The sequence below is a fragment of the Lysinibacillus sp. FSL K6-3209 genome (assembly GCF_037976175.1).
Taxonomy (GTDB): domain Bacteria; phylum Bacillota; class Bacilli; order Bacillales_A; family Planococcaceae; genus Lysinibacillus; species Lysinibacillus sphaericus_D.
Genome location: NZ_CP150264.1, coordinates 3118543 through 3142878 on the forward strand (window position 1 = coordinate 3118543; position 24336 = coordinate 3142878).

28 protein-coding genes and 1 other annotated feature are annotated in these 24336 nt (G+C 38.8%); of the genes, 2 read left to right on the forward strand and 26 right to left on the reverse strand.

Going from position 1 to position 24336, the window contains the following annotated elements:
• Positions 1-616 precede the first annotated feature (616 nt).
• The 3 genes from MHH88_RS15205 to MHH88_RS15215 all read right to left on the reverse strand — a co-directional run bounded on the left by MHH88_RS15205 (position 617) and on the right by MHH88_RS15215 (position 3893).
• On the reverse strand, positions 617-790 hold the full coding sequence (locus MHH88_RS15205) for a hypothetical protein (protein ID WP_339259112.1): 174 nt from the start codon (positions 788-790) through the stop codon (positions 617-619).
• 151 nt (positions 791-941) lie between these two features.
• Positions 942-3209, reverse strand: coding sequence for a protein translocase subunit SecDF (secDF, locus tag MHH88_RS15210; protein WP_339259114.1), 2268 nt, complete (start codon positions 3207-3209; stop codon positions 942-944).
• 345 nt (positions 3210-3554) lie between these two features.
• Positions 3555-3893 carry a post-transcriptional regulator gene (locus tag MHH88_RS15215; RefSeq protein ID WP_339259116.1) on the reverse strand — a complete coding sequence of 113 codons (339 nt, stop codon included), beginning with the start codon at positions 3891-3893 and terminating at the stop codon, positions 3555-3557.
• Between the two features lie 93 nt (positions 3894-3986).
• On the opposite strand from MHH88_RS15215, the gene MHH88_RS15220 reads away from it, so the two are divergent.
• Positions 3987-5504 carry an oligosaccharide flippase family protein gene (locus MHH88_RS15220; protein ID WP_069513312.1) on the forward strand — a complete coding sequence of 506 codons (1518 nt, stop codon included), beginning with the start codon at positions 3987-3989 and terminating at the stop codon, positions 5502-5504.
• Here the strand turns inward: MHH88_RS15220 and MHH88_RS15225 are convergent.
• The 8 genes from MHH88_RS15225 to MHH88_RS15260 form a co-directional block, all read right to left on the reverse strand.
• Entirely contained in the window at positions 5501-6136 is a 636-nt protein-coding gene (locus tag MHH88_RS15225; RefSeq protein WP_069513311.1) for a DUF421 domain-containing protein, read from the reverse strand. The two genes, MHH88_RS15220 and MHH88_RS15225, sit on opposite strands and share 4 nt — an antisense overlap.
• Positions 6137-6278: 142 nt before the next feature.
• A complete protein-coding gene (gene yajC / locus MHH88_RS15230; protein WP_024363168.1) occupies positions 6279-6545 on the reverse strand; it encodes a preprotein translocase subunit YajC in 267 nt (88 codons plus the stop codon).
• A 147-nt stretch (positions 6546-6692) separates the two neighbouring features.
• Positions 6693-7838 (reverse strand): tRNA guanosine(34) transglycosylase Tgt, encoded by a 1146-nt coding sequence (tgt, locus tag MHH88_RS15235; protein WP_069513310.1) that lies wholly within the window; start codon positions 7836-7838, stop codon positions 6693-6695.
• A gap of 119 nt (positions 7839-7957) precedes the next feature.
• Entirely contained in the window at positions 7958-9001 is a 1044-nt protein-coding gene (gene queA / locus MHH88_RS15240) for a tRNA preQ1(34) S-adenosylmethionine ribosyltransferase-isomerase QueA (RefSeq protein ID WP_069513309.1), read from the reverse strand.
• Between the two features lie 18 nt (positions 9002-9019).
• Positions 9020-10024, reverse strand: a complete 1005-nt coding sequence (gene ruvB / locus MHH88_RS15245; protein ID WP_339259120.1) for a Holliday junction branch migration DNA helicase RuvB — start codon at positions 10022-10024, stop codon at positions 9020-9022.
• Positions 10025-10042: 18 nt separating this feature from the next.
• Complete coding sequence (gene ruvA / locus MHH88_RS15250; RefSeq protein ID WP_339259122.1) at positions 10043-10663, reverse strand: Holliday junction branch migration protein RuvA; 621 nt, start codon at positions 10661-10663, stop codon at positions 10043-10045.
• Positions 10664-10776: 113 nt separating this feature from the next.
• On the reverse strand, positions 10777-11655 hold the full coding sequence (locus MHH88_RS15255; RefSeq protein WP_339263093.1) for a phosphotransferase: 879 nt from the start codon (positions 11653-11655) through the stop codon (positions 10777-10779).
• A complete protein-coding gene (locus MHH88_RS15260; protein ID WP_103976154.1) occupies positions 11645-12691 on the reverse strand; it encodes a LysM domain-containing protein in 1047 nt (348 codons plus the stop codon). Before MHH88_RS15260 ends, MHH88_RS15255 begins: the two co-directional genes overlap by 11 nt.
• 143 nt (positions 12692-12834) lie before the next feature.
• Here MHH88_RS15260 and MHH88_RS15265 point away from each other — a divergent pair, with 143 nt between their 5' ends.
• Positions 12835-13368 (forward strand): transcription repressor NadR, encoded by a 534-nt coding sequence (locus tag MHH88_RS15265; RefSeq protein WP_069513304.1) that lies wholly within the window; start codon positions 12835-12837, stop codon positions 13366-13368.
• Between the two features lie 149 nt (positions 13369-13517).
• Here MHH88_RS15265 and MHH88_RS15270 read toward each other — a convergent pair whose 3' ends face one another.
• The 15 genes from MHH88_RS15270 to MHH88_RS15340 all read right to left on the reverse strand — a co-directional run bounded on the left by MHH88_RS15270 (position 13518) and on the right by MHH88_RS15340 (position 23988).
• Positions 13518-13916 carry a thiol-disulfide oxidoreductase DCC family protein gene (locus MHH88_RS15270; protein WP_339259125.1) on the reverse strand — a complete coding sequence of 133 codons (399 nt, stop codon included), beginning with the start codon at positions 13914-13916 and terminating at the stop codon, positions 13518-13520.
• A 23-nt stretch (positions 13917-13939) separates the two neighbouring features.
• Positions 13940-14821: a prephenate dehydratase gene (pheA, locus tag MHH88_RS15275; RefSeq protein ID WP_069513302.1), complete on the reverse strand. Its 882-nt coding sequence runs from the start codon at positions 14819-14821 to the stop codon at positions 13940-13942.
• A 365-nt stretch (positions 14822-15186) separates the two neighbouring features.
• On the reverse strand, positions 15187-15642 hold the full coding sequence (locus MHH88_RS15280) for an ACT domain-containing protein (RefSeq protein WP_024363178.1): 456 nt from the start codon (positions 15640-15642) through the stop codon (positions 15187-15189).
• A 24-nt stretch (positions 15643-15666) separates the two neighbouring features.
• The gene (obgE, locus tag MHH88_RS15285; RefSeq protein WP_025220116.1) at positions 15667-16956 is read right to left on the reverse strand and encodes a GTPase ObgE; all 1290 of its coding nucleotides are present in this window, start codon (positions 16954-16956) and stop codon (positions 15667-15669) included.
• Positions 16957-16961: 5 nt separating this feature from the next.
• Entirely contained in the window at positions 16962-17489 is a 528-nt protein-coding gene (locus tag MHH88_RS15290) for a Spo0B domain-containing protein (RefSeq protein ID WP_024363180.1), read from the reverse strand.
• A 137-nt stretch (positions 17490-17626) separates the two neighbouring features.
• Entirely contained in the window at positions 17627-17926 is a 300-nt protein-coding gene (rpmA, locus tag MHH88_RS15295) for a 50S ribosomal protein L27 (protein ID WP_024363181.1), read from the reverse strand.
• Positions 17923-18279, reverse strand: a complete 357-nt coding sequence (locus MHH88_RS15300; protein WP_024363182.1) for a ribosomal-processing cysteine protease Prp — start codon at positions 18277-18279, stop codon at positions 17923-17925. The genes rpmA and MHH88_RS15300 overlap by 4 nt, the downstream gene beginning before the upstream one ends.
• 14 nt (positions 18280-18293) lie before the next feature.
• The gene (rplU, locus tag MHH88_RS15305) at positions 18294-18602 is read right to left on the reverse strand and encodes a 50S ribosomal protein L21 (RefSeq protein WP_010860053.1); all 309 of its coding nucleotides are present in this window, start codon (positions 18600-18602) and stop codon (positions 18294-18296) included.
• A gap of 14 nt (positions 18603-18616) precedes the next feature.
• Positions 18617-18692: a sequence feature (ribosomal protein L21 leader region), on the reverse strand.
• Between the two features lie 45 nt (positions 18693-18737).
• Positions 18738-19349 (reverse strand): site-2 protease family protein, encoded by a 612-nt coding sequence (locus MHH88_RS15310; RefSeq protein WP_339259136.1) that lies wholly within the window; start codon positions 19347-19349, stop codon positions 18738-18740.
• On the reverse strand, positions 19339-19893 hold the full coding sequence (locus MHH88_RS15315; RefSeq protein ID WP_069513300.1) for a M23 family metallopeptidase: 555 nt from the start codon (positions 19891-19893) through the stop codon (positions 19339-19341). The genes MHH88_RS15310 and MHH88_RS15315 overlap by 11 nt, the downstream gene beginning before the upstream one ends.
• A 129-nt stretch (positions 19894-20022) precedes the next feature.
• Positions 20023-20820 (reverse strand): septum site-determining protein MinD, encoded by a 798-nt coding sequence (gene minD, locus MHH88_RS15320; protein ID WP_069513299.1) that lies wholly within the window; start codon positions 20818-20820, stop codon positions 20023-20025.
• 1 nt (position 20821) lies between these two features.
• The gene (minC, locus tag MHH88_RS15325; RefSeq protein WP_339259139.1) at positions 20822-21490 is read right to left on the reverse strand and encodes a septum site-determining protein MinC; all 669 of its coding nucleotides are present in this window, start codon (positions 21488-21490) and stop codon (positions 20822-20824) included.
• A gap of 29 nt (positions 21491-21519) precedes the next feature.
• Positions 21520-22044 (reverse strand): rod shape-determining protein MreD, encoded by a 525-nt coding sequence (gene mreD, locus MHH88_RS15330; RefSeq protein WP_024363187.1) that lies wholly within the window; start codon positions 22042-22044, stop codon positions 21520-21522.
• On the reverse strand, positions 22044-22955 hold the full coding sequence (gene mreC, locus MHH88_RS15335) for a rod shape-determining protein MreC (protein WP_339259141.1): 912 nt from the start codon (positions 22953-22955) through the stop codon (positions 22044-22046). Before mreC ends, mreD begins: the two co-directional genes overlap by 1 nt.
• A gap of 13 nt (positions 22956-22968) precedes the next feature.
• Complete coding sequence (locus MHH88_RS15340; protein WP_339259143.1) at positions 22969-23988, reverse strand: rod shape-determining protein; 1020 nt, start codon at positions 23986-23988, stop codon at positions 22969-22971.
• Positions 23989-24336 lie beyond the last annotated feature (348 nt).

A 24336-nucleotide genomic window follows, 5' to 3' on the forward strand; every position in this document is an offset into this window, starting at 1 on the left:
GGTGTCTTACGTCTCATGTTGTTCCGCAAGAGTCGAGCAAATCTTCACTTCAATTCATTTAAACTTTGCCCATTCATTAAGTAGGAGTTGATATTGACCAACAAGGTCTCCTATTTGTCACAGTTTACCTTTATTTAGTAATCTTTTTTGCATAAAGCTTCAGTACGCAGGAAAAATCAACAGCAGTATTTTCAATAATTAAAATAAAACGGACTGTAGACAAACGTGAAAACCTCGGAGTTTGTCTATACCCCGAAACCACCAGTTTTACTAGTCGTCTTGATTATTTTCTTGAAGTTTAACTTTATAATTTTTATATAACAGAGCCATTAACATGAGCACTGCCAATATCAAGAATACTATTAGAAATATGCTTGTAGTTACCTCTATTTCATTATTAATGATTAGAAAACCGGTTGTTAACCCAATCATTATGCCCAAAAACATCATAAAAAAGTTTGCTTTTATAATAAATTCACCCTCTTTCTGTATATAACAAAAAAGGCTATCAAATTAATTAGAGAGATTTTGTCTAATTTATTCAACATATACTTTTGCTTGAGCGGTTCTGTTTGGATCCCAATAGTATTTCGTTAATTTCATAACTTTCTTATAATCACCGAGGCACTTTCATTGTTTTTACGAGATAAAACAGACCGACAAACAAAAACATAACCCCCAAAATATCCAATACAATATTTTTAAAGAATTCATCTTTTACTGTTGTATTTAAAAAGAAAGAGCCCACCAGTACAATCAATAAACTTAATACGATTTTCAGCAATTTCATCGAAAATTCCTCCTATAAAATCACTTTTTGGTTTATTTTATTTATTGCCTGTATTATATAATTTTTAAATTAAGAATGAATGAAAATCAATGTAAAATGCCAAAAAAAGAGCCCTCTCAACATAAGTTGAGAGGGCTCTTTTAAGTATTTATTAAACAGTAGGCTCGTCTGTTCCCCATTGTTTTTTCTCTTTTTTACGCAGTTGACCATCTGATTTTTTCATCTCACGTACTTTTAATGAGTACCAGATTTGGGCTGCGATACAGATAGAAGAATACATACCTGTAATTAAACCGATTAACAATGCGATAGAGAACGTTTCAATAGATGGTGCACCGAAAATAAGGAGTGACACGACTACGATAATTACAGTTAACACCGTATTCACCGAACGTCCCATCGTTTGACGCAACGATTTATTAACAATGTTCGCTAATACTTCACGGTCTTTAATTGTATCATATTGCGCTAAGTTTTCACGCATCCGGTCAAATGTAACAATTGTATCGTTAATAGAGTAACCAACAATTGTCAGTACGGCAGCAATAAACGTAATATCCACTTCTAAGCGCATAAAGCTAAAGACAGCAATAATTAAGAATACATCATGTAGTAGTGACATAATCGCACCTACACCCATACGCCATTCAAATCGAATGGCTACATAAATGATAATCCCAAGTGCAGCAATAGATAATGCTTTAATAGCATTTTTCACTAGCTCTTTACCGATAGTTGGAGAAACAGTACTTACCCCAGGCTCATGGCCGTATTTTTCTCCTGCTACCTTTTTGAATTTTAAAATGTCACTTTGTGATAAGTCATCTTTATAACGGATAACCGCCATTTTACTTTTCTCACCTGAAAGAACAATATCATCAGATGGGAAACCGATGCTAGCCACATATTTTGAAACTTCTTCTTTCGTTAAAGTTTGATCTGCTTCAATTTGCACGCGCGTACCACTTGAAAAATCAATACCAAGATTTAAGCGGAAAATGCCAAGTACAACAATCCCTGCTACAAAAATAGCTAACGAGAATGTATAGAATTTTTTACGGTTGTGTACAAAGTCGAAACGATCAAATTTTGTTGATAAATTTAATGTGCTGATTTTTTCATCCAAATTATGTTGTTTCGATTTTGGAATACCAAACCATGCTGGATTATTGAAGTAACCACTATTTACAAGTAACCCTAGTAGTACACGTGAACCCCACACAGCCGTTAGGAAGCTTAGTAAAATACTAATGATTAATGTTGTTGCAAATCCTTTAACAGAGCTTGTTCCCCAATAAAACAGTACTGCTGCAGCTAATAAAGTTGTTAACTGTGCATCGACAATCGCTGATAATGATTGTTTAGAACCAATTTGAAAGGCTTGTTTAGTAGAATAGCCTACTCGAAGCTCTTCTCGAATTCGTTCTGCCGCTAGAATATTCGCATCCACAGCCATCCCTATTCCGAGTACAATCGCCGCGATACCAGGCAATGTCAATACGGCATTAATCCAGTCGAACACAAGGAGAACTAAGAATGTAAAAATAGTAAGTGTAATGATTGAGATAAAGCCCGGTAAACGGTAGTAGAATAGCATAAATAGGAAAATAACAATTACGCCAACAATACCTGCAAACACTGTACTTTTCAATGCTTGGTCACCGAATTGTGCGCCCACTGATGTAGAGTAAATCTCATCAAGCTTCACAGGAAGTGCACCAGCATTTAAAATGCCTGCTAAATTTTTTGTTTCTTCAACTGTAAAATTACCGCTAATCATAACATCTGTTGTATTTAACGTTTGACTTACTGTTGCTGCAGATGCATAGCGAGGTTTTGCTTTTTGTGATTCTGCTTTATAAGAATCGACACCCTCTTCAAAGTCTAGCCATACAACAAGTAAATTTTGACCTTGTGGTTTAGCAGCAATTTTACTTGTAATGTCTGCAAATTTTTTCGCATCTTTTAACGTTAGCGAAACAATTGGACGGTTTTGTTGGTCAAAGGAATCCGTCGCACCATCAGCTTTTAAATCATCACCATCTAGTAGTAAATTGTCATCCACATCACGGAATGTTAAATTCGCAGAAGTAGATAGCATTTTACGAGCAGATTCTTGATCTTCAACCCCTGCTAATTGCACACGAATACGGTTTTTGTCTTCAACCTGAATGCTTGGTTCACTTACACCAAGCTCATTGACACGTCTATTAAGTGCAGTTGACGTTGCGGTTACAACTTCCGGTGTAATTTTTTGTCCTTCTTTTAATTCTTTGACCTCATAAAGTACCTCAAACCCACCTTGTAAATCAAGACCAAGCTTAATGTCCTTTAAGATGTCTTGTGCAGTCGTACCCATGGTAGAAAAAAATAGCACCAAAAGTAGCACGAATGCAACAATTCGACTTCTTAATTTCATCTATAAATCCTCCTCGAATTGGTGCAAGGGCATCCCTTACACTGCAAACAAGTATACTAGCAATGCCTTTTGAAACGTGTATTCCTCCTTTTCCTTTAGAATTATGTAGCTTGTGCTTCAAAAGGTTTGCTTTACTTATTTCTATCGTTCAATAACGCGCAAATTCCGTATGCGTCTTCCATTTCATTATGAATAGTAAGCGGAACAATTATGTAGGGAAAGAAAAATCCCTTACAATCTTTTACAGCCTATTTTTCGACATGGCTTGTACAAAGTAAAAAAGCGCAACACACTCATTATGAAACACGTTGCGCTTGGTGTCAATTCAACACTGTAGTATTCTTATTAATCTTTTACAGAAACGACATATTCTTCTTGTGTTTTTAATGGCCCAAGCAACGATTTTAATTCCTCGGTGTTTATTTCTGCAAACCAATCATCACTTTGTAAAAATTCTACTTGATTGAATGATACAATATCTGACGGCGATACTGCAAATATAGTTGCAATAACTTCATATAACCGTAATTGCTCAACATTTTTTTTGCGCCATTTTTTTTCTACACAATAACGCCATAATTCTTCTGCGGAAATCGCATCATATTTATAATACTTAAACTCTGCAATCTTACTATCAATTGCCGGACGAATTTTTTCAAATAGTTGTGCATGTTGCATACTCATTTTGAATCATCTCCAATCAAAGTTGTATCGTAAGAAGTGTTTGCATACAAATAGTGTAAATGAATTTTTGCGGCTTGAGAAGGGACGGATGGCATGAGTTCTTTTGTACGAGGTACACTATTTTTAATGTTTGTTATTTTTTTATCTAAACTTTTTGGCTTCTTTTATAGAATGCAGTTTATGCGCATTGCCGGTGAAGAAGCAGTCGGTATTTATATGACCGCCTATCCTGCATTTATTTTCTTCATCTCACTCATTCAACTTGGACTACCTATCGCTGTAGCTAAAATTGTAGCAGAATTACTAGCAAAAAATAAACGAGAAAACATTTTTGGCGTGATGCGTACCGCAATCATTTGGTCATTTATTGGCATGATTGTTTTTATGCCACTTGTAGCCCTAACAATACCTTATATTTCTACTACACTATTACATAATGAACAAACAACATTTACACTTTGGATTGCACTGTTTGCCGTGCCTGTTTCAGTCGGTTCAGGATTGCTCCGCGCTTATTTACAGGGCGTTGCTAAAATCACACCAACTGCTTGGGCACAAATGCTTGAACAAGTTGTCCGCATCGGCTTTATTACCTTTATGCTACCATTAGTTGCAGCTTATAATAATGCTTCCATAACGGCGGCTTCTGCTATGGGTATCACACTTTTAGCTGAAGTTGTTGCGTTCCTGTATTTATGGCTCCATTACGCCGTTTCAAAGAAGAAATTATTACCAAAGAAAAGCAAAGTGGAGTCCTATCCGGCTTCACCAATGCTACGGGTAGCCATCCCGTCTGCAGGAAGCAAACTATTTGGCTCCTTCACTTGGTTTTTAGAACCGATTATTTTTTTAAAAGCATTAACGATGGCAGGGTTAACGGCCTCTGCCGCTACCATTTTATATGGGGTCATTTCAGGGGTTTTAGTGCCCTTGCTACTATTCCCAGCCTTTGTGTCTACAGCACTTTCCATTGTCCTTATTCCTGCCGTTAGTGATGCTGTTGCACGCCAACACAATGCGCTTTTACAGGAACGTATTTCCGTTTCGCTGCGCTTATCTTCTTTAGTAGGCTGCATCGCCGCCACTTATTTTTTCGTTCACGGTGACGAGCTAGCCATGAAATTATTTCACTTAGAAGAAAATCGAGGCTATGTGAAAATTTTAGCACCTATATTTTATTTTTATTATATTCAAAGTCCATTACATTCCATTTTGCAGGCAGTTGGTGAAGCGCGCGCTGCCATGATGAACTCCATTTATGGTGGGCTCGGTAAACTATTCGTTATGTTTGTACTGGCCTCTCAACCTGGAATCCAAGAAAAAGGGGCTGTTGTAGCCATTGGCTTTGGCGTTTTGCTCACATCTTTCTTGCATATCGCTACGGTCAGACAGCGCAAAAATTTACGCGCCGGCTTCCGTATGTTTGTTGTACCTTATAGTTGTTTTATTGCCGTTTGTATTGCCCAGTATTTCTTTATGCAAATACTGCCACTACCATTTATTTTAAGTAGCTGTGTCACATTATTTTTACTCTTTACGTTATTATTAATGTCTAATCAATTACGTTTTACAGACTTCCACTATATTCGGAAATTAGCCAAAAAGGTCTAATGTTCCTTCAATTGAATATGAAGTCGACTGTCCTCCCATATACAAAAGAACACCGTGCTACTATCATGAATATTACTTTTAGCTAACTCTTCCATTAACCATTTTTCATCTTTATGGATAAGCATTAAATGTCGATCTTGGATATCACCATCAATAATAAGCGGATAGACAAAGGCCTTTTCATCTTTTTTATAAACGGAAAGATTACCGGAAGGCTCTAAATAAGCATACGCAATTTCCGTAACAGAGGAGATGCCATTTTCACGTAGTTGCTGACATAGGTCATCTAAATTATAGCGCTGTTTTCGCATCTCGCTTTCTTGGATAATCCCATCTTTGACAAGCAGTGCTGGATCGCCATCAACCAAATCACGTATTTTCTTATACTTCAACGATAAATAAGCACTCAATATTTGAATAAAGAGCAAAATAATAATCGGTAAAATAGCATTAAATAATGGGTTTTCATAATCATCCAGCGCAAAGGCAGCTACTTCTGCAATCAAGACGAAAACGACTAAATCAATAACAGATAGTTCACCGACTTCTCGCTTGCCCATTAGTCGAAAAACAATAAGTATAAAAACATATAAAAAGCATGTTCTAAAAATAATTGCTAAATATTCTTCCATACGAACACCCCCACTCTATCAAGGTGACCGTATCTGTTGCTTTTTATACAAAAAATTGTGGCAAAATTATACGCATTTCGACATAGCCTTTAAAATGGCAAAGGCGTTGTCCAAAGGTTATTTGGGACAACGCCTAATCATATTAAACTTGATCATTTACGACACGTCCGATTGCTTGACGGTCAAATTTAACGCGCACATTATCAGCGATTACTAAAGTGACAGCTGTGTCCTCAATTGAGTCGATAACACCATGCAAGCCACCTATTGTAATAACTTTATCTCCACGCTGTAAGCTACTTTGCATATTTTGCGTTTCCTGCTGTCTTTTTTTTGCAGGACGGATTAAAATGAACCACATCGCCACGAACATCAATATGATCGGTGCAAATCCTAATATTGATTCCATATTCAAAATGCTAGCCCCCTTTCCAAATCTCACTTTTTTAGTATAGACTATTTCACCCTAAAAAAGCGATGAACAAGCCCAAAATTTTTCTATATTATCAATAGTTTTTCTATAACAGGTAAATTTTCGCTAAGTATCATTCCAATTTTAGAAGTTTTTTGCATTCGGTCCATTAAAACCGTACTTTTCGAAAAATTCTTCTCGGAAATCACCTAGACGATCCTCACGAATCGCCTCACGCACTTGCTCCATTAACTTCAGTAAAAAATGTAGATTATGATAAGAAGTTAAACGAATACCAAATGTCTCTTCCGTGCGAATTAAATGGCGCACATATGCACGAGAATAGTTTTTACAAGTATAGCAATCACAGTTTGGATCGATTGGACCAAAATCACGGGCATATTTAGCGTTTTTAACAACTAAACGACCTTCAGACGTCATTAATGTACCATTACGGGCAATTCGTGTCGGTAATACACAGTCAAACATATCAATGCCTCGAATAGCACCGTCAATTAGAGAGTCTGGTGAACCTACACCCATTAAATAGCGCGGCTTATTAGTCGGCATTAACGGTGTTGTAAACTCTAGCACTCGATTCATCACATCTTTCGGTTCGCCTACTGATAAGCCTCCAATTGCATAACCTGGAAAATCAAGTTCTACTAATGCTTCTGCAGAGCGACGACGTAATTCTTCGTATTCTCCACCTTGAATAATACCAAATAATCCTTGATCTTCTGGACGAGCATGTGCTTCTTTGCATCGCTTTGCCCAACGAGTCGTTCTATCAACTGATTGAAGCATATAATCATATGTTGCAGGGTAAGGCGGACATTCATCGAATGCCATCATAATATCCGACCCTAAATCATTTTGAATTTCCATCGCTTTTTCTGGACTTAAAAACAGCTTGTCCCCGTTTAAATGATTACGGAAGTGCACACCTTCCTCTTCAATTTTACGGAATTGACTTAACGAGAATACTTGGAAGCCACCTGAATCCGTTAAGATTGGACGATCCCAGTTCATAAATTTATGCAGGCCACCTGCTTCCTTCACAATATCATTCCCTGGACGCAGCCATAAATGGTACGTATTCGAAAGAATAATGCCTGCATTCATTTCTTTTAATTCTTCTGGAGACATTGTTTTAACAGTTGCTTGTGTCCCTACAGGCATAAATGCTGGTGTTTCAAAAGAGCCATGTGGTGTATGGACGATGCCAAGACGTGCTCCTGTTTGCTTACATGTATGAAGTAGTTCATAACGAATTGCTGGTTGTGTCATAAAATGTTAAATCCTCTCTTATCTAAAGTAAAAACAGTACTCCGATTTCTTGCTTGATTAATCAATTGGACAAATCAAAATTCCTGTTGCATCTCTTTTGATGTTGCAACAGAAATGAATTATTTTTGTAAACTAGGACGTATAAACATAGCATCACCAAAGCTAAAGAAGCGATATTTTTCTTCTACTGCTTGATGGTAGGCGCTTAAAATCGTATCTTTTGTCGCAAGTGTACTGACAAGCATTACTAATGTTGACTTCGGTAAATGGAAGTTTGTAATTAAACCATCCACCACTGTAAATTGATAGCCTGGATAAATAAAAATAGATGTCCATCCTTGCTCTGCGCGCACTTCTCCATATTTAGAGCCAATTGTTTCGAGCGTTCGAGTAGATGTTGTACCAACAGCAATGACATGTCCGCCATTTGCTTTTACACGGTTAATCGTAGCTGCGGCTTCTTCTGTCACACTATAAAATTCAGCGTGCATTTCATGGTTTTCGATCGAATCCACACTTACTGGGCGGAATGTGCCAAGTCCAACATGTAGTGTAATAAAAACAATCTCGACACCTTTTGCTCGTACTTGCGCTAATAATTCTTGTGTAAAATGAAGACCTGCCGTAGGTGCTGCTGCCGAGCCACGTTCTTTCGCGTAAACAGTTTGATAACGCTCACTATCATCTAATTTTTCGCGAATATATGGAGGCAATGGCATTTCGCCAAGTTGCTCTAAAATTTCATAGAAAATGCCATCATATTTGAATTCAAACATACGACCACCGTGGTCTAGCTCTGCTGTACAAGTAGCTGTTAGTAAACCGTCTCCAAATGTGACAACGGTACCTACTTTAACACGTTTCGCTGGTTTTACAAGTGTTTCCCATTCATCCGTTCCAGCCGTTTGCTTTAAGAGCAATACTTCAATATGAGCACCCGTTTCTTCTTTTACACCCATTAAACGAGCAGGTAATACTCTTGTATCATTTAGTACAAGGCAGTCACCAGCATGTAACTCCTCTAAAATATGAGCAAAATGATGATGCTCGACTTTTTCTGAGCCCGGTGTCACAACCATTAACCGACTTGCCGTACGATCGACAAGGGGCGTTTGTGCGATAAGCTCCTCTGGTAATTCAAAATCAAAATCTTCTACACGCATGAAAAAAACTTCCTTCTTTTATGTTTGTTGTGGATAATCATATCCAAAATGTTCGTAAGCCAGATGCGTTGCGACGCGTCCACGCGGTGTACGTTGAATAAAGCCAATCTGCATTAAATATGGCTCGTACACATCTTCTATCGTCACACGTTCTTCACCTATTGAAGCAGCAAGTGTATCTAAGCCTACTGGGCCACCACTGAAGCGCTCAATCATATTGGTCACAAGCTTATGGTCAATATGGTCAAGCCCTCTAGGATCCACTTGTAAAAGCTCTAGCGCTTGCTTAGCAAGGTCCTCCGTTATCATACCATCTCCAAGCACTTGTGCATAATCTCGTACTCGTTTCAGTAAACGGTTAGCAATACGTGGTGTACCACGAGAACGTCTCGCCATTTCGCCTGCCGCTATTTGCTCAATATCCACATCAAATAAATGGGCACTTCTTACGACAATTTCAGCAAGTGACGTATTATCGTAATACTCTAATCGTAACAGTACACCAAATCGATCTCGTAGCGGGGCGGATAACGCACCGGCTCTAGTCGTTGCACCAACGAGCGTAAACGGTGGCAAATCAAGACGCACTGAACGAGCTTCCTGTCCTTTTCCAACAACAATATCTAAGCAAAAATCCTCCATAGCTGGATATAGCACCTCTTCAATTGCACGTGGAAGACGATGAATCTCATCAATAAACAATACATCCCCAGGCTCCAACGAGCTTAATATCGCTGCTAAATCTCCTGGACGTTCAATGGCAGGACCACTCGTCATACGAACATTAACATTCATTTCATTTGCAATGACAGCGGCTAATGTCGTCTTTCCCAATCCAGGAGGACCATATAATAGTACATGATCTAAACTTTCCTGCCGAAGCTTTGCTGCTTCAATGAAAATTTGTAAATTTTCTTTCACCTTATGCTGCCCAATATATTGTGCTAATCTTTGGGGTCTAAGAGATAATTCAAATTGTTCATCATAACGGCCAGCTTCACTTGCTATCATACGTTCCGACATGTACCTGCCTCCCTTCCATTATTTCAGCTTTAATAACAACTGTAATGCTTGCTTCATATACGCATCTGTTGTTTCCAGCTTATCATTATCTTCTAGTTGCGGTCGGATTTTATCGAGTTCTTTTTCCGAGTATCCTAGAGCCATTAATGCTAGAATGGCTTCTTCTAGTTCATGCTTATATGGATTAACGCCAAATAAAGGCAGCTCATCTTCCGAACTAGGTAGTTCCATTGTGTCTAGTAAAGAACCAAGTTTACCTTTTAAATCTAGAATCATTTGACGTGCTGTCTTTTTACCGACACCTGGAAATTTCACTAAAAACGTTTCATCTTCTCGTTCAATGGCACTAATCACTTGTTGAGGATTACCTGTCGCTAAAATCGCTAGTGCACCTTTAGGTCCAATGCCTGACACTAAAATTAATTTTCGGAATAACTCTCGTTGGTCTAAATTCGGAAAACCATACAGCACTTGTGCATCTTCCCGAACATGCAAGTGTACGTAAATTTGTTGTTCAACTGCTGACGCACGAAATGCAAATGGATTCGGTGTATTCAATTGCCAACCTATCCCTTGTTGCTCAAGTACGACATACTCTGGCGTAATACGCACTACTTGACCTTTTAAATAATCATACATAGTATATCCCTCACATTCATCGTCTTCGATTATAGCATATAGCGAACGAATGCTCGACTATATGCTATAGCAATAGCCCCGATTCCATACAAAAATGACCGCCTTGGGGACGGTCATCTCTTCATCACTCTATCAATATCGTACCACAGTTTCGGCCAGTATGTTAGCGCTCGCTTAGTAAATGGTATTAAATAATCTAAAAATACTAGCTGTTGTTCTAATGGTAAATCGATAGCAAATAACCATTCTCGCAACAGCTCATTTGGAAACTTTAAACGATGGAACTTTCTTTTATCTAACCGTTCAAGTGCTGGTAATTCTCTTAAAATACTAGCAAGATCATAATCTACTGCGGGCAACACGCGATGCAGCCATAATATATATTCATCATCCGCTTCTCCGAGATGGGCTAAGTCAAAATCGATTAAACGTAATTCTCCATCTGTACACCATAAGAAATTATGGTGCACCACATCACCATGTAATAGCGTAATGTCTTTTTCCTGCACATCTTCTAGTTCCATTAACTGCAAAGCCTTTTCGCTGAAATGAATAATTTGCTCCACTTCTTCTCTCGTTAAAAATGCTCGCAAGTCATTTCGCCTACTTTTAAAACGCATATGACGCATCTGCCATTTTAAAAGCTGAGAAAAGGTATGCAAACCTGGTACTCGTTGCCACGCAATTTTTTGGTTCGTGTCATGCAAATCGATTAATAGCTTTAAAGATTGTTCTCTATCTTTTTTATAAGCAAAATTCGCACTATGACTTCCCTCTTGCCACATTTGAACAATGAGTTGATCATCATCACTTTTTACTAACGGCAGGACGAGTGAGGGTTCTAGTCGTCCCAAATGGCGATGAATTGCCCTCACTTTATCTGCTATTTCTAACTGCTTTGCTCGTTTTACAAAATAATGTTTAGATTGATATTTGTACTTCCAAATATTAGGCTTTACTTCCTCGACAATATAGGCTTTTTTACCATCGATAAGGCGTCATCCCGCCTGGGAAAAAGTGCGGTGACATCCATGGTCCAGCTGAACATGGTGGCGGACAATGGCATGGGTCAAATTGCCAATTTGGCATCATTACCGGCTGAGAGCCACATCCACAAGATTGCCCCATTCCGTGCTGTGAGCCACATCCACAAGACTGCCCCATTCCGTGTTGTGTGCCACATCCACAAGATTGATTCATTGGCATCATTGGCATCATTGGCATTTGCTCAAATTGAGGCTGCATTTGTCCGGCATTCGGATTAAAGAATGGCGATGTGCTCGATTCTAGGAAATTTTCTCCCCCTACCGCATTAGCTGGCATAGCACAATGCATTGGTTGTTGTTGTGGCATAGCACATGGCATCGGTTGCTGCGGCATTGTGTAAGCCTCTATTTGTGGTTGCATTGGCATATGCCACCACATTTGATGATGCACTGGCTGATGGCAACTAGAACAATGAGGCACCATAGGCATATGCGGTACATGTTGAACTGGTGGCGCGGGTGCTGGTGCTGGCGGCGGCGGTGGTGGCGGTGGCGGTGCTGGTTGTGCTACTGGTGGTGCTGGTATAGGTGCCGGTTGCTGTGGCATTACTAATTGTTGGTTCCAGCTAAGTTCTACTGGCTGTGGCACCCACATCGGTTGCTGTGGTTGCGGCATCGGCATTGGCATCGGCATCGGGAATGGTATTGGTATCATTTGCGGCTCTGGCATCGGCATCGGTGCTGGTGGTTGAACCACAATCGGAGGTGGTGCCGGCATCGGCTTTTGCACCTCTTTTTTTACACTTTCCTTACTTGGCCTTGTTTGAGTAGTAGGCATCTCTTTATGGACTTGTGTTTCTTTATGTGTTTCTTTATGAGTTTCCTTATTTATTTTTTCAGGCAAAATAATTTCCATGCCCGGAACAATATAATCAGGGTTGGCAAGATGGGCATTGAGTCGTTTTAAATCCTCAAATGAAATACCGTACTCCTTGGCAATCTTCCACAATGTATCTCCCTTTTGAACAATATGAATACGCAATTTTTTCCTCCCTTCCTCTCTACGTATCATATGTTCAATGTTTCATTTGGATACAAAAAATTCACGCATGGTGGAAATGCTTCATGGTACACTAATGCATAAGGAATACTACTTCCTTTATTACACGGCAGAGGTGATCTTTTATGAAAAAAATGTTAGGCGAGGAACGCCGACTGCAACTTCTAGAACTGCTAAAAAAAAGCAACACACCTATTACTGGGACAGACTTCGCTAAATTTGCAAATGTTTCTAGACAAGTTATTGTGAATGATATGACATTATTAAAGGCTAGAAACGAACCAATCATTGCAACAAGCCAAGGCTATATTTATATGCACCAAGAGCAACTCAATCAAACTGTTGAACGAACAATTCCTTGTTTTCACACACCTGAAGACGCCAAAGACGAATTGTTAACAATCGTAGACTGCGGTGGGACGGTTAAAAACGTGATTGTTGAGCACCCCATCTACGGAGAAATTACCGCTTCTTTAATGGTCTCCAATCGGCATGATGTCGATAAATTTGTACAACGTGTAGACGACACACAAGCCAACTACTTATCTGCACTTACAGGTGGCACGCATCTCCATGTTATTTCTGCACCGTCAGTGGACATTTTAGACTTAATAGAGCAGTCCCTACAAAAAAAAGGCTATCTAATCACAGATCAATAATCCGGTGTGCCAGTCACGCAAACAATTCTGAAAATTCCAATGTAAAAATCCACTCCGATTTCCATACAGCACAACGTAAGCAGCCAGCTAGCTCATGGCTTGTAGCGGCTTACGTTCCTGTAGCATTCGTAGTGGATTTTTTATGCTGTTTATCGTTGTTCCAGAAAACGCTCGCGTTGTGATGGTGAAGGTAATAAACAAGCTTGCTTTTGACCAAAAAGACGATAGCGATTTTTAGCAAAAAGTTGATAGGCGGTATTTCGTATACAAGGTGGTATAACAATCAACACATAAAACACAGGCCATAAGCCATCTAAGTGTCTAGTAATGTTAAGTGCTGCCGTTGATTCAACGTATACTTTTCCTTGCTCAATGTAAATCACACTATTTATATTTGTTGGTACCTTGTATTGTTCAAGAAGTGCTTGACCAACTTCACTTTGAATCGAAGCAAATTTAAAAAACGCCGCTTGGTCACGTTTAATAATAAATTGCACACTACTATTACAAAAATTACAAATGCCATCAAATAATATAATGCCACCCACATGTATCACCCCCTAAGTTGCTGTTATTCTTCGTCAGATGTTGTTAAATACGTAAAGTATGTACCAAGCGACTTCACCTTGCAACCAAGTGCCGCCAGTTCCTCCATAGCTCCTCGCATCATTGGGTCTTTTTCATCTGCTAAAACATCAATCATGAAGAAATAATCTCCAAGACCTGTTTTTAATGGACGTGATTCAATTTTACTTAAATTTAATTGTCGCCATGCAAATACCGATAAAACTTGGTGTAAAGCCCCTGAGCGATCTGTCGGTAATGTAATCATAAAAGTTGTCTTTGCTTGCCCTTCTGATAATTCCTGTGGTAATCGCTTATTTTGTTTTGATAATACAAAGAAACGAGTATGATTAAAATGAAAGTCATGAATATTGTCTTGCACGATAGTTAAACCGTATTTTGCGGCGGCGGCTGCATTACCAACTGCAGCAATACATTTATCAGGATTTTCGGATACAAATTTTGCAGCGGCTGCTGTTGATGTTGTTTGATGTAACGGTACATCACTAAAACGATAAAATAAATATTTGTGGCATTGAGCTAATGCATGCGGATGTGAATAAACACCTTCAATCGATTCCCAATTGTCCTTCTGCGCTTCATTGACCATTAAGTGTTGTTGAATTTTTAGCTGTAGTTCACCGGTTACATAAAGCGTTGCCTCATGGAATAAATAATCCAGTGTCAGCGGAACTGAGCCCTCTAGTGCATTTTCTAATGGTACAACTGCTAAATCAACTTTCCCCTCTGCCACGGCCTCAATACATTCTGGGATTGTTGTACATGGAACAAGCCAGTCAGTTGGAAAAATAGATTTTGTAGCTAAATATGTAAATGATGCTTCTGGTCCTAAATATGCAATACGCTTTTCCCACTGTTGCTCTGTCATCAAAATGACCTCCTCCGCTACAATTCGTAGTATATTAAACATTTTTAATGTTTGGAAAACTCTTGCTAAAAAAGAAGAGGCTATGTAAAACAGCCTTCTCTAAAAAGTATTGTGAAAATACGTACTGCTTTTGCTAGCTGTTTGAAATGTAATTGTGCATTTCTATTGCAGCCTTTACAAATGTTGATTGGAAATTTTAAAAAAATTCCGCAGTATTTCTGCAGGATCGCGAGTTAAGCGAAACCCCACTGAGGTTTTAACTTCGGCGAGGCTTGCTCATCGCATGCGGAAAGGAAGCGAAATTTTGTATCAACATCTACCAGCATTAACTACTAAAAGACAAAGGGGCTTTACAAACAGCCCCTTTACAATGCACCAGAACTAATGACTTCAGCCGACTCTACGAAATCGAGCCTTTTTAACTGCTGTATTAAGTCATCAAGTTCAGAAGTCATACTCGTCACATCCAATGATAATGTAACATTTGCACGTCCTTGAATTGGAATGGTTTGATGAATTGTCAGTACATTACAATGCGAATTTGTCACAGTTTCTAATAGCTTTGCCAATGTTCCTTTTCGATCTTGAAGCTGTAAAAAGACTGTTAAAATGCGCTCCTGTACAATGGAGTGAAAAGGAAATACAGCATCACGATATTTGTAAAACGCACTGCGCGATAAATCCACTTGCTTGACCGCATCCCAAATGGAGGAAACTGAACCACTCGATAGTAAGTGCTTCGCCTCCAACGTTTTTTGCATAGCATCCGTTAATACATCTTCACGAACTAAATAATATCGCTGATTCGCAACATTCTTCATACGCTTCCCCCTAAAACACCTGTCTTAATCTACAAATTCAAACTCAAACTCTTGCAGACGAACTGTATCACCATTTTGTGCACCACGTTCACGCAATGCCTCATCCACACCCATACCTCGTAATTGGCGAGCAAAACGGCGAATACCATCTTCACGACTAAAGTCAGTCATTTTAAATAGACGTTCAATCGAGTAACCACTAATGATAAATGTGCCGTCATCATCACGTGTAATCTCGAAATCTTCACCTTGTGATTCATGCTTGTACATTACTGTCGCGTCCGATTGTTCCTCTAAATCATCAAATAGAGGGAACTCTGGCGTTACTTCAAGTAAATCAGCAATAGCAAATAACAATTCTTTTAAGCCTTGGCGTGAAATCGCTGAGATTGGGAAGATTTGCACATCTTCGCCCACCTTTTTGCGGAATTCCACTAAGTTTTCTTCTGCTTCTGGCATATCCATTTTATTTGCTACAATAATTTGAGGACGTTCCGTTAAACGAAGGTTATATTGTTTTAACTCTTCGTTAATTGTTAAATAATCTTCGTAAGGGTCCCGACCTTCCATGCCTGACATATCGATTACATGCACAATGACACGGGTACGCTCAATATGGCGTAAAAATTGATGCCCTAATCCTACCCCTTCATGCGCTCCTTCAATAAGTCCTGGTAAATCCGCCATGGCAAAGCTTCGGTGATCTTCTGTTTCAATCATGCCTAAATTCGGTACAATTGTTGTAAAATGATAAGCACCAATTTTGGGTTTTGCTGCAGAGACAACTGATAACAGTGTTGATTTACCAACACTTGGGAAACCTACTAGCCCAACATCTGCTAGCACTTTTAACTCTAATATAACATTTAATTCTTGTCCTGGCTCACCTTTTTCAGAAAGTTCAGGAGCAGGGTTCGCTGGTGTAGCAAAGCGAGAATTCCCACGTCCACCACGACCTGCTTTTGCTATAATGGCTTGTTGGCCATGCTCAACTAAATCCGCGATTACAGCACCTGTTTCTTCATTCATTACAACTGTACCTGGTGGCACTTTAACAATTAAATCTTCAGCGCGTTTTCCGTGCATCCCTTTACTCATCCCGTGCTCTCCACGATCAGCTTTGAAATGGCGTTTATAACGGAAATCCATTAACGTACGTAGACCTTCTTCTACTTCAAATACAACGTTCCCTCCGTGACCACCATCGCCTCCAGCTGGACCACCATTTGGCACATATTTTTCACGGCGGAAGGCAACCATTCCATCACCGCCATCGCCACCTTTTACATATATCTTTACGTGATCGACAAACATTTAATTCACTCCCTATTTGCACTCAACACATATTGCCAGCACGTATTTGTCTGCACAATTGTTTGAATGTCGAATTGTTTCAAACCTTTTTCGGTGAATGCGTCTGCACTCCACAGTCCATTTAGCGTAAATGCCAAAACAAATGTATGATCGTCAACACGTACATCAATCGCTAAGCGCTGCTCCGTAAATGGATCTAATGTATCATAAACATGCATAACTGTTTTGTTTAAGTACTCTACAACATCCTTGTCAATATTATTTGTGACTGGTTTTTTGATCTCACCATTAAGCTCCAGCGGTAACGCCGGATAGCGCCATCCTGCTGTTTGTAGCCACTCCATTGTTTGTGGTAATTGTAGACGATTCATGATAGACAATACTCGTAGCTGTTCCGAATAGTGTTGAATAAGTTCTTTCGATTCATCAATTCTACCTAAATCTAAATTCATGCGAATCAGTTGAAGTTGATTCACATAATCATGATTTGCAAAACGTAGTACCTCACTAATGGTTAGTGATTGATTGTTCATCCCATTCACTCCAATAAAGTTATCTTAACTAGTATAACAAGTTTTGATGTATTTTTCCCTTAATTCTTCATTGAAATTTAGCCAAAAAAAGGACTGCAATAAATGCAGTCCTCCGCTTTATGTCTACTTTATTAAAATTAAGCTTCTTGTGTAGCTGGGTATACTGATACTTGTTTGCGATCGCGACCTAAGCGTTCAAATTTAACAACGCCATCCACTTTAGCAAATAGTGTATCATCACCACCACGACCTACGTTTGTACCTGGGTAAATTTTTGTACCGCGTTGACGGTAAAGAATAGAACCACCAGTTACGAATTGGCCATCAGCACGTTTAGCGCCAAGACGTTTAGACTCAGAGTCACGTCCGTTTTTAGTAGAACCTACCCCTTTTTTCGATGCGAAAAGTTGAAGGTCTAATGCTAATAACAATTTCATTCTGTTCCACCTCCTACTTGGTTGTAGTTGATTTGGATATATTGTCCGTAATTTTGCACCATAGAATACACTTGGGCAGTCATCACTTGGACAATTAATTGTAGTTTTGTATCAATTTCAGGCTCTAAATCTGTTGGTAAATCTACCTTCAGGTAGCCTCCACCTTCAGCTGCTTGTTCAACTTCTGGTTGTAATTGTAGTAGCGCATAAATTGCATTTACCGTGCCAATCGCAATGGTAGATGCACCTGCACATACTAAATCTTTTCCTGATTCGTCGTACTCAGCATGTCCTGAAAATTCGAATGCAGACACATGTCTATTTTCATCATGATGTATCGTAACTTTTATCATGTTACACCTCACAATTAAGCATTGATTGATTCAACAACTAATTTTGTATAAGGTTGACGGTGACCTTGTTTACGACGGTAGTTCTTTTTAGCTTTCAATTTGAAAACAACGATTTTCTTTTGACGGCCTTCTTTCACAGCTTTAGCTGTTACTGTAGCGCCTTCTACGAATGGAGCTCCAACTTTTACGTTTTCGCCACCTACGAATAGAACTTTATCGAAAGTTACAACCTCGTCAGCTTCTACGCCTAATTTCTCAACATAGATTTCTTGACCAGCTTCTACTTTGATTTGTTTACCACCAGTTTCAATAATTGCGTACATTTTACTGCACCTCCTCTTAGACTCAGACTCGCCTGTATATGAAGGTGATCCAAAGATACTTAAACCTTCCCAGAGCGGTTGTAGTAGCACGGGTGCTACAAACAATAACATTAAAATACTACCACACGAATTCTATCAAGTCAACCTGTTCATTACATATTTCTCAAATGCTACACGATACTTGCGATATTTCCATTCTTTTAGTACTTGTAGCCATATAAATAAGCAAAGAATCGCTAGAAAAATGGATTGTGGTAAAGTTATTAAAGTTATAAAGAATAGTATAGTCGCAAAAATAAGAGAAAGCGAATAATAATATTCAACTAATCGCACGCTTGGATAAAATAAAAACAAACAGGCTAATACTATTCTGCCACCGTCGAGTGGAATGATTGGTAAGAGATTGATTGCTAGCAACACTAGTTGTACATTAATTAATCGTGTTGCAATTAACTCCGGCATGAAAAAAGCAAGGCCAATCCCCAGTATTGTGGCGATTGGTCCTCCTAGTGCAATCCAAAGTAGTGAAGATGTCTGCACAGCTGCTGGATTTTCAAATTCAATTTCCCCTCCATAAGGTGAAATAACACATGATTTTATCTTAACGCCACAAAGCATCGCGACCAATAAATGACCCGCTTCATGCCAGAGCAACGAAGTTAAAATAATTGCATAGTAAGCAATTTGGCCACTAAAAATCATGAATAAGATCAGAGGGATACAAAGTAAGTGCAACTTAACTTTCATCGGTCTCCGTCGACTCAAGCCACTGTACAATTTGTTCTAAATTATAATGAGTTTTTTCCTTTTCAATCGAAATATAGAGTTGTCCAGTCTGCTTCATGCCAATTAAATCATTCGCCTGCACAGTCGTATATGGAAGCTGTGCTAAACTATCAAGCATGCCGTAAGTGACGGTTGTACCATCTTCATAGCTAATCGTCATCGTTTTACCTGTATATTTTGTATGGCCTGTAAAAACAACGAGTCCACTTTGCCCCGCATAAACAGGGAGGCCCACTTCATATTGCAACAAAAAACCTTCTTTAAAAACTTGCGCATTGGCGAATGTTAATAGCTCAGTTTGCCCTACATCACTTGAAACCATTATCGTTTCATCCTCTTTTTTAAGCCAACTTTTTCCGAGCTCACTTAAATATGTCATATCTGCTGAAGTTGTTACAAGCTTTCGCACCGGTGTTTCTATTACACCTTGGTCTTCTAATCGAATCACTAGTATGATTGTAGCCACAAGCAAAATCATAACTACCCATTTCCATTTTTTAAACAAGCTCTCATCCTTTTTTCACACTATATGAGGCAGCATGTCCATTCATGCACAAAAAAACGTGCCAGTCACTCACACAATTCAACCTCAACATAAAAAACCTTTCCGCGCATACGCACGAAAAGGTTTAAATTATCTTGAAAACAATGCTTTAATTTTTGAAAACATACCTCTTTGCTCATCCTCTATAGCCATGAGCGGCACAGATTCACCTAAAATACGGCGCGCAATATTACGGTATCCTAAAGATGCTTTATTCGCTGGATCCATTACGATTGGCTCACCTTTATTTGAGGAAGAGATAACACCTTCACTATCGACGATAATACCCAACAGGTCAATTGATAAGTGCGTCGTAATTTCATTGACATCTAGCGTATCGCCATTTTTCATCATATGCTGACGAATACGGTTAATGATAAGTTTTGGCGCAGTAATTTCTTCCTGCTCAAGCAGTCCGATAATTCGATCCGCATCGCGAACAGCAGAAATTTCTGGTGTCGTTACGACAATAGCATGGTCTGCACCAGCTACTGCATTACGATAGCCTTGCTCAATTCCCGCTGGACAATCAATTAAAACATAATCATAGTCTCTTTTTAATTCCTCTACTAAGCTCTCCATTTGCTCAGGTGTGACAGCGTTTTTATCTGTTGTTTGAGCAGCAGGTAATAAAAATAGTTTATCATCTACACGTTTATCTTTAATTAACGCTTGATGGATTTTACAACGTCCTTCAACAACATCAACTAAATCATAAATAATACGGTTTTCGAGACCTAAAATTACATCTAAATTTCTTAAACCAATATCTGTATCTACTAAACATACTTTTTTCCCTTGTAGAGCCAATGCAGTCCCGAGGTTAGCCGTTGTTGTCGTTTTACCGACACCGCCCTTACCTGAGGTTATGACGATTGCTTCTCCCACACTAGCTTCCTCCCTTAGACACATTTAACAATGGTCGAATATTTTTTAACGCATGAATTTGATCGTACGTAATACGCCCATCATAGCCGATAAATGCACAAGCCATGTCTGCTTGATTAATCGCTTTTACATGTTCATCTGACATTGCCTCAACTTGATCGGCAATCATTATATGTGTGGCTTCTAAACGAGATGCCGCAATAATGGCTTCCTTGTTGCCATGTATACCTGCATGCACAATTCCCTTTAGCCTACCAAGGACATATACATTACCACCAGCTTCTACACGTCCATTCGGATTCACATTCCCCACAATTACTATATCCCCCGAGGCACGTAGAATTTGTCCCGACCTGACCACTCCTACATATGTATCTTGTTGGCTTTCTATCATTTTCTGGTTGCTTTCATGGACAGTCAGTACTTCACTTTGCACTTTTGCTACAATTAGCTGTTCCGTTTCTTGAACAATTTTTACTAGCTCTTTTACTTGTTCATCTGAACAGTATCGATAGCCTAAATGTAATTGGACATCTACCTTGCCATCGATACCGCCTTCCGAAACTTTCCCTTTTAGCTCTTCTACTAAATCGGCATACGAACATTGATCGTCTAAACGAAGAACAAAACCGTCCTTTGTCCCCTTCATATTAACTAATTGTTTTTTCATGAATGCCTCACCTCACGTTGCTCTTGTTATTAAGAAACTTCACGTGCTCTCTGTAAGACACGCGCATTAATTAGATACTTGAAGGCCCAACCAAGAATCATTAAAAATAATGTATTAGCAATGATTGTTGGCAGTAGTCGTGATTGTAAGAATTCCGTTAACGGTATTGTTGTAAAAGCGATTAGATAGAAGAATTGATAGAGTACGAATTCTAAAATTGCTACTAAAACAACTGAAATAGTTGTTGTCACAACTAAGTGCTGATGAATTATTTTCACGATCGACCCTGCTAAAAAACAAATAAGTGGATAGAGTACCGAATATAATCCAATAATATCAATGTAAAACACATCATACAAGACACCAAAAAAAAGTCCATACATTACCGCACGTTGACGGCTGTAATAGATGGATATAAATATTAAGTATAAAATTAAAAATCGGGGTACTAGATAATAGATATGCCCACTTACTTCAATCGGTGAAAGCATAGCAAACTCTGGTTCTAGTAAAAATAGCAATACTGCAACAGAGGGAATGAGAAATCGAACCATTACTTTTCCCCCTCTACAGTAGCCTTTTGTGGATTTGATAAATCTTCATTTGTCGCATCACCATCTGAACCATCAATAACTGTCAATGTTCGTTTAGCAATAACAACATTTTCTAAAATCGAAAAATCTGCAGATGGTTTTACATAAGCCATTTTTGTTAAGCCAAAATCATCTGTACTTACTTCCGTAATTTCTCCGATTGGTACACCTTTAGGGAAAATACCACCAAGACCAGAAGAAACTACTTTTTCTCCTTCTTTCACCGTTAAGCTAGAATCGATTCGCTTCATAATGAGTTCATTTCGTTCTTTATCAAAGCCCTCGATTAAACCGTATGCCTCTTTTTCTCCTAAAACCATCGCGGAAACACGGTAGTTAGGATTGTTTGTATATAAAAGCTCTACTTCAGATGTGAAAGGGGTTACGAGCGTAATTTTACCTACTAGCCCTTTCGCTGTCATAACTGCCATATTTTTTTCTACCCCATGAGAAGAACCTTTATCTAAAATAATTTTTTCTTCCCATTGGTCAGGATTTCTAGCAATCACCGTTGCTTGAATTGGATTAAAAGCTTTTAAACTTTCAGCTTTTGAAAGTTCCATTAGCTTTTCATTTTCAGATTTTAAAACCAATGCTTCGGCTTGTACAGCTGCAAAATCTTCTAAGCGTGCTTTTAAACGTTTATTTTCTTCGTACGTGTTTAAGAGGGAGTCAATATTATTAAAAATACCAGTTATGTAATTCGCCGGCTTCGCAACAATAGATTGTGCGACGCCGACAGTATCTTTAATAATTTGCTCTGGTAAAGTTGCATTCGTCCGATCTCGTAATGAGAAGCTAATCAATGCCACAAGAAAAACCATGCCCACAAGTAGCAGTATTACTTTCTTATTGAAAAAAAACTGTGGCATTGCCTAAACCTCCTTACCCTTTTACTTGTTGTTGACGAATTAAATCAATATGATCTAAAGCTTTACCTGTCCCAATAGCGACACAGTCTAATGGATCTTCAGCAATAAATACAGGCATATTTGTTTCTTTGCTAATAACTTTATCTAAATTCGTTAATAGCGCGCCACCGCCTGTTAGGACAATACCTCGCTCCATCACATCAGCAGATAATTCTGGTGGTGTTTGTTCCAACGTTTTTCGTACACCGTCAATAATTGACGATACCGCTTCACGTAATGATTCTGAAATTTCATGAGACGAAATTTCAATCGTTTTTGGTAAACCTGTTAAAAGATCACGGCCTCTAATCTCCATTTTTTCTTCTGGACCTTCAGCAAATGCTGTACCAATCTCCATTTTTACTGCTTCAGCCGTACGCTCACCAATCGTTAAGTTATACGATTTACGGATATAGGAAATGATCGCTTGATCCATTGCATCCCCGCCGATACGTACAGACTCACTTGTCACGATACCACCTAAAGAAATAACTGCTACTTCAGTTGTACCGCCACCGATATCGACAACCATAGACCCAGTTGGATCCCAAACTGGTAAGTTCGCTCCAATAGCTGCTGCAAATGGCTCTTCGATTGTAAAGGCTTCTTTTGCGCCAGCTTGACGAGAGGCATCAATTACTGCACGTTGTTCAACCGATGTAATACCGTATGGCACACAAATCATTACATTTGGTTTTTTCCAATTACCGCCAGAGTTTTTACAAGCTTCTTTTAAATAATATTCAATCATCGCTGTTGTAATATCATAATCAGCAATAACGCCATCTTTCATCGGACGAATCGCCACGATAGATCCAGGTGTACGACCAATCATATTTTTTGCATCATTACCAACTGCAACGATGTCTCCTGTTTTTGTATTTTTCGCTACTACAGAAGGCTCGCGTAAAACGATTCCCTTCCCTTTAATAAAAACTAATGTATTCGCTGTGCCAAGGTCAATCCCGACATCTTTACTACCTAATCCAAACAAATTGTGTACTCCCTTTCTATTTAAGCCATACTATCGTTGACATAAAATCATACCGTTCATTATAACGGATAAATGCAAGAATTTGTAGTGCCACATACCGCTTCTTGCAGAAAACTTACTATTTTAATTCCCTCTTAAACTAAATATAGTACGTATAGATTAGCATATTATTTTTTTTCACGTAAGACAACGCATTATAGGCTACCAATTTTTGTGAATGCTATAGATATTTCTACGAATACAATAACGTCATTCAATTAAAAAGGTTCGTTTTGAGTTAACCCACTTTTAAAATTGCTACAACTATACTACTTCTAGATTATACTATAAAAATTTTATCTTTTAAAA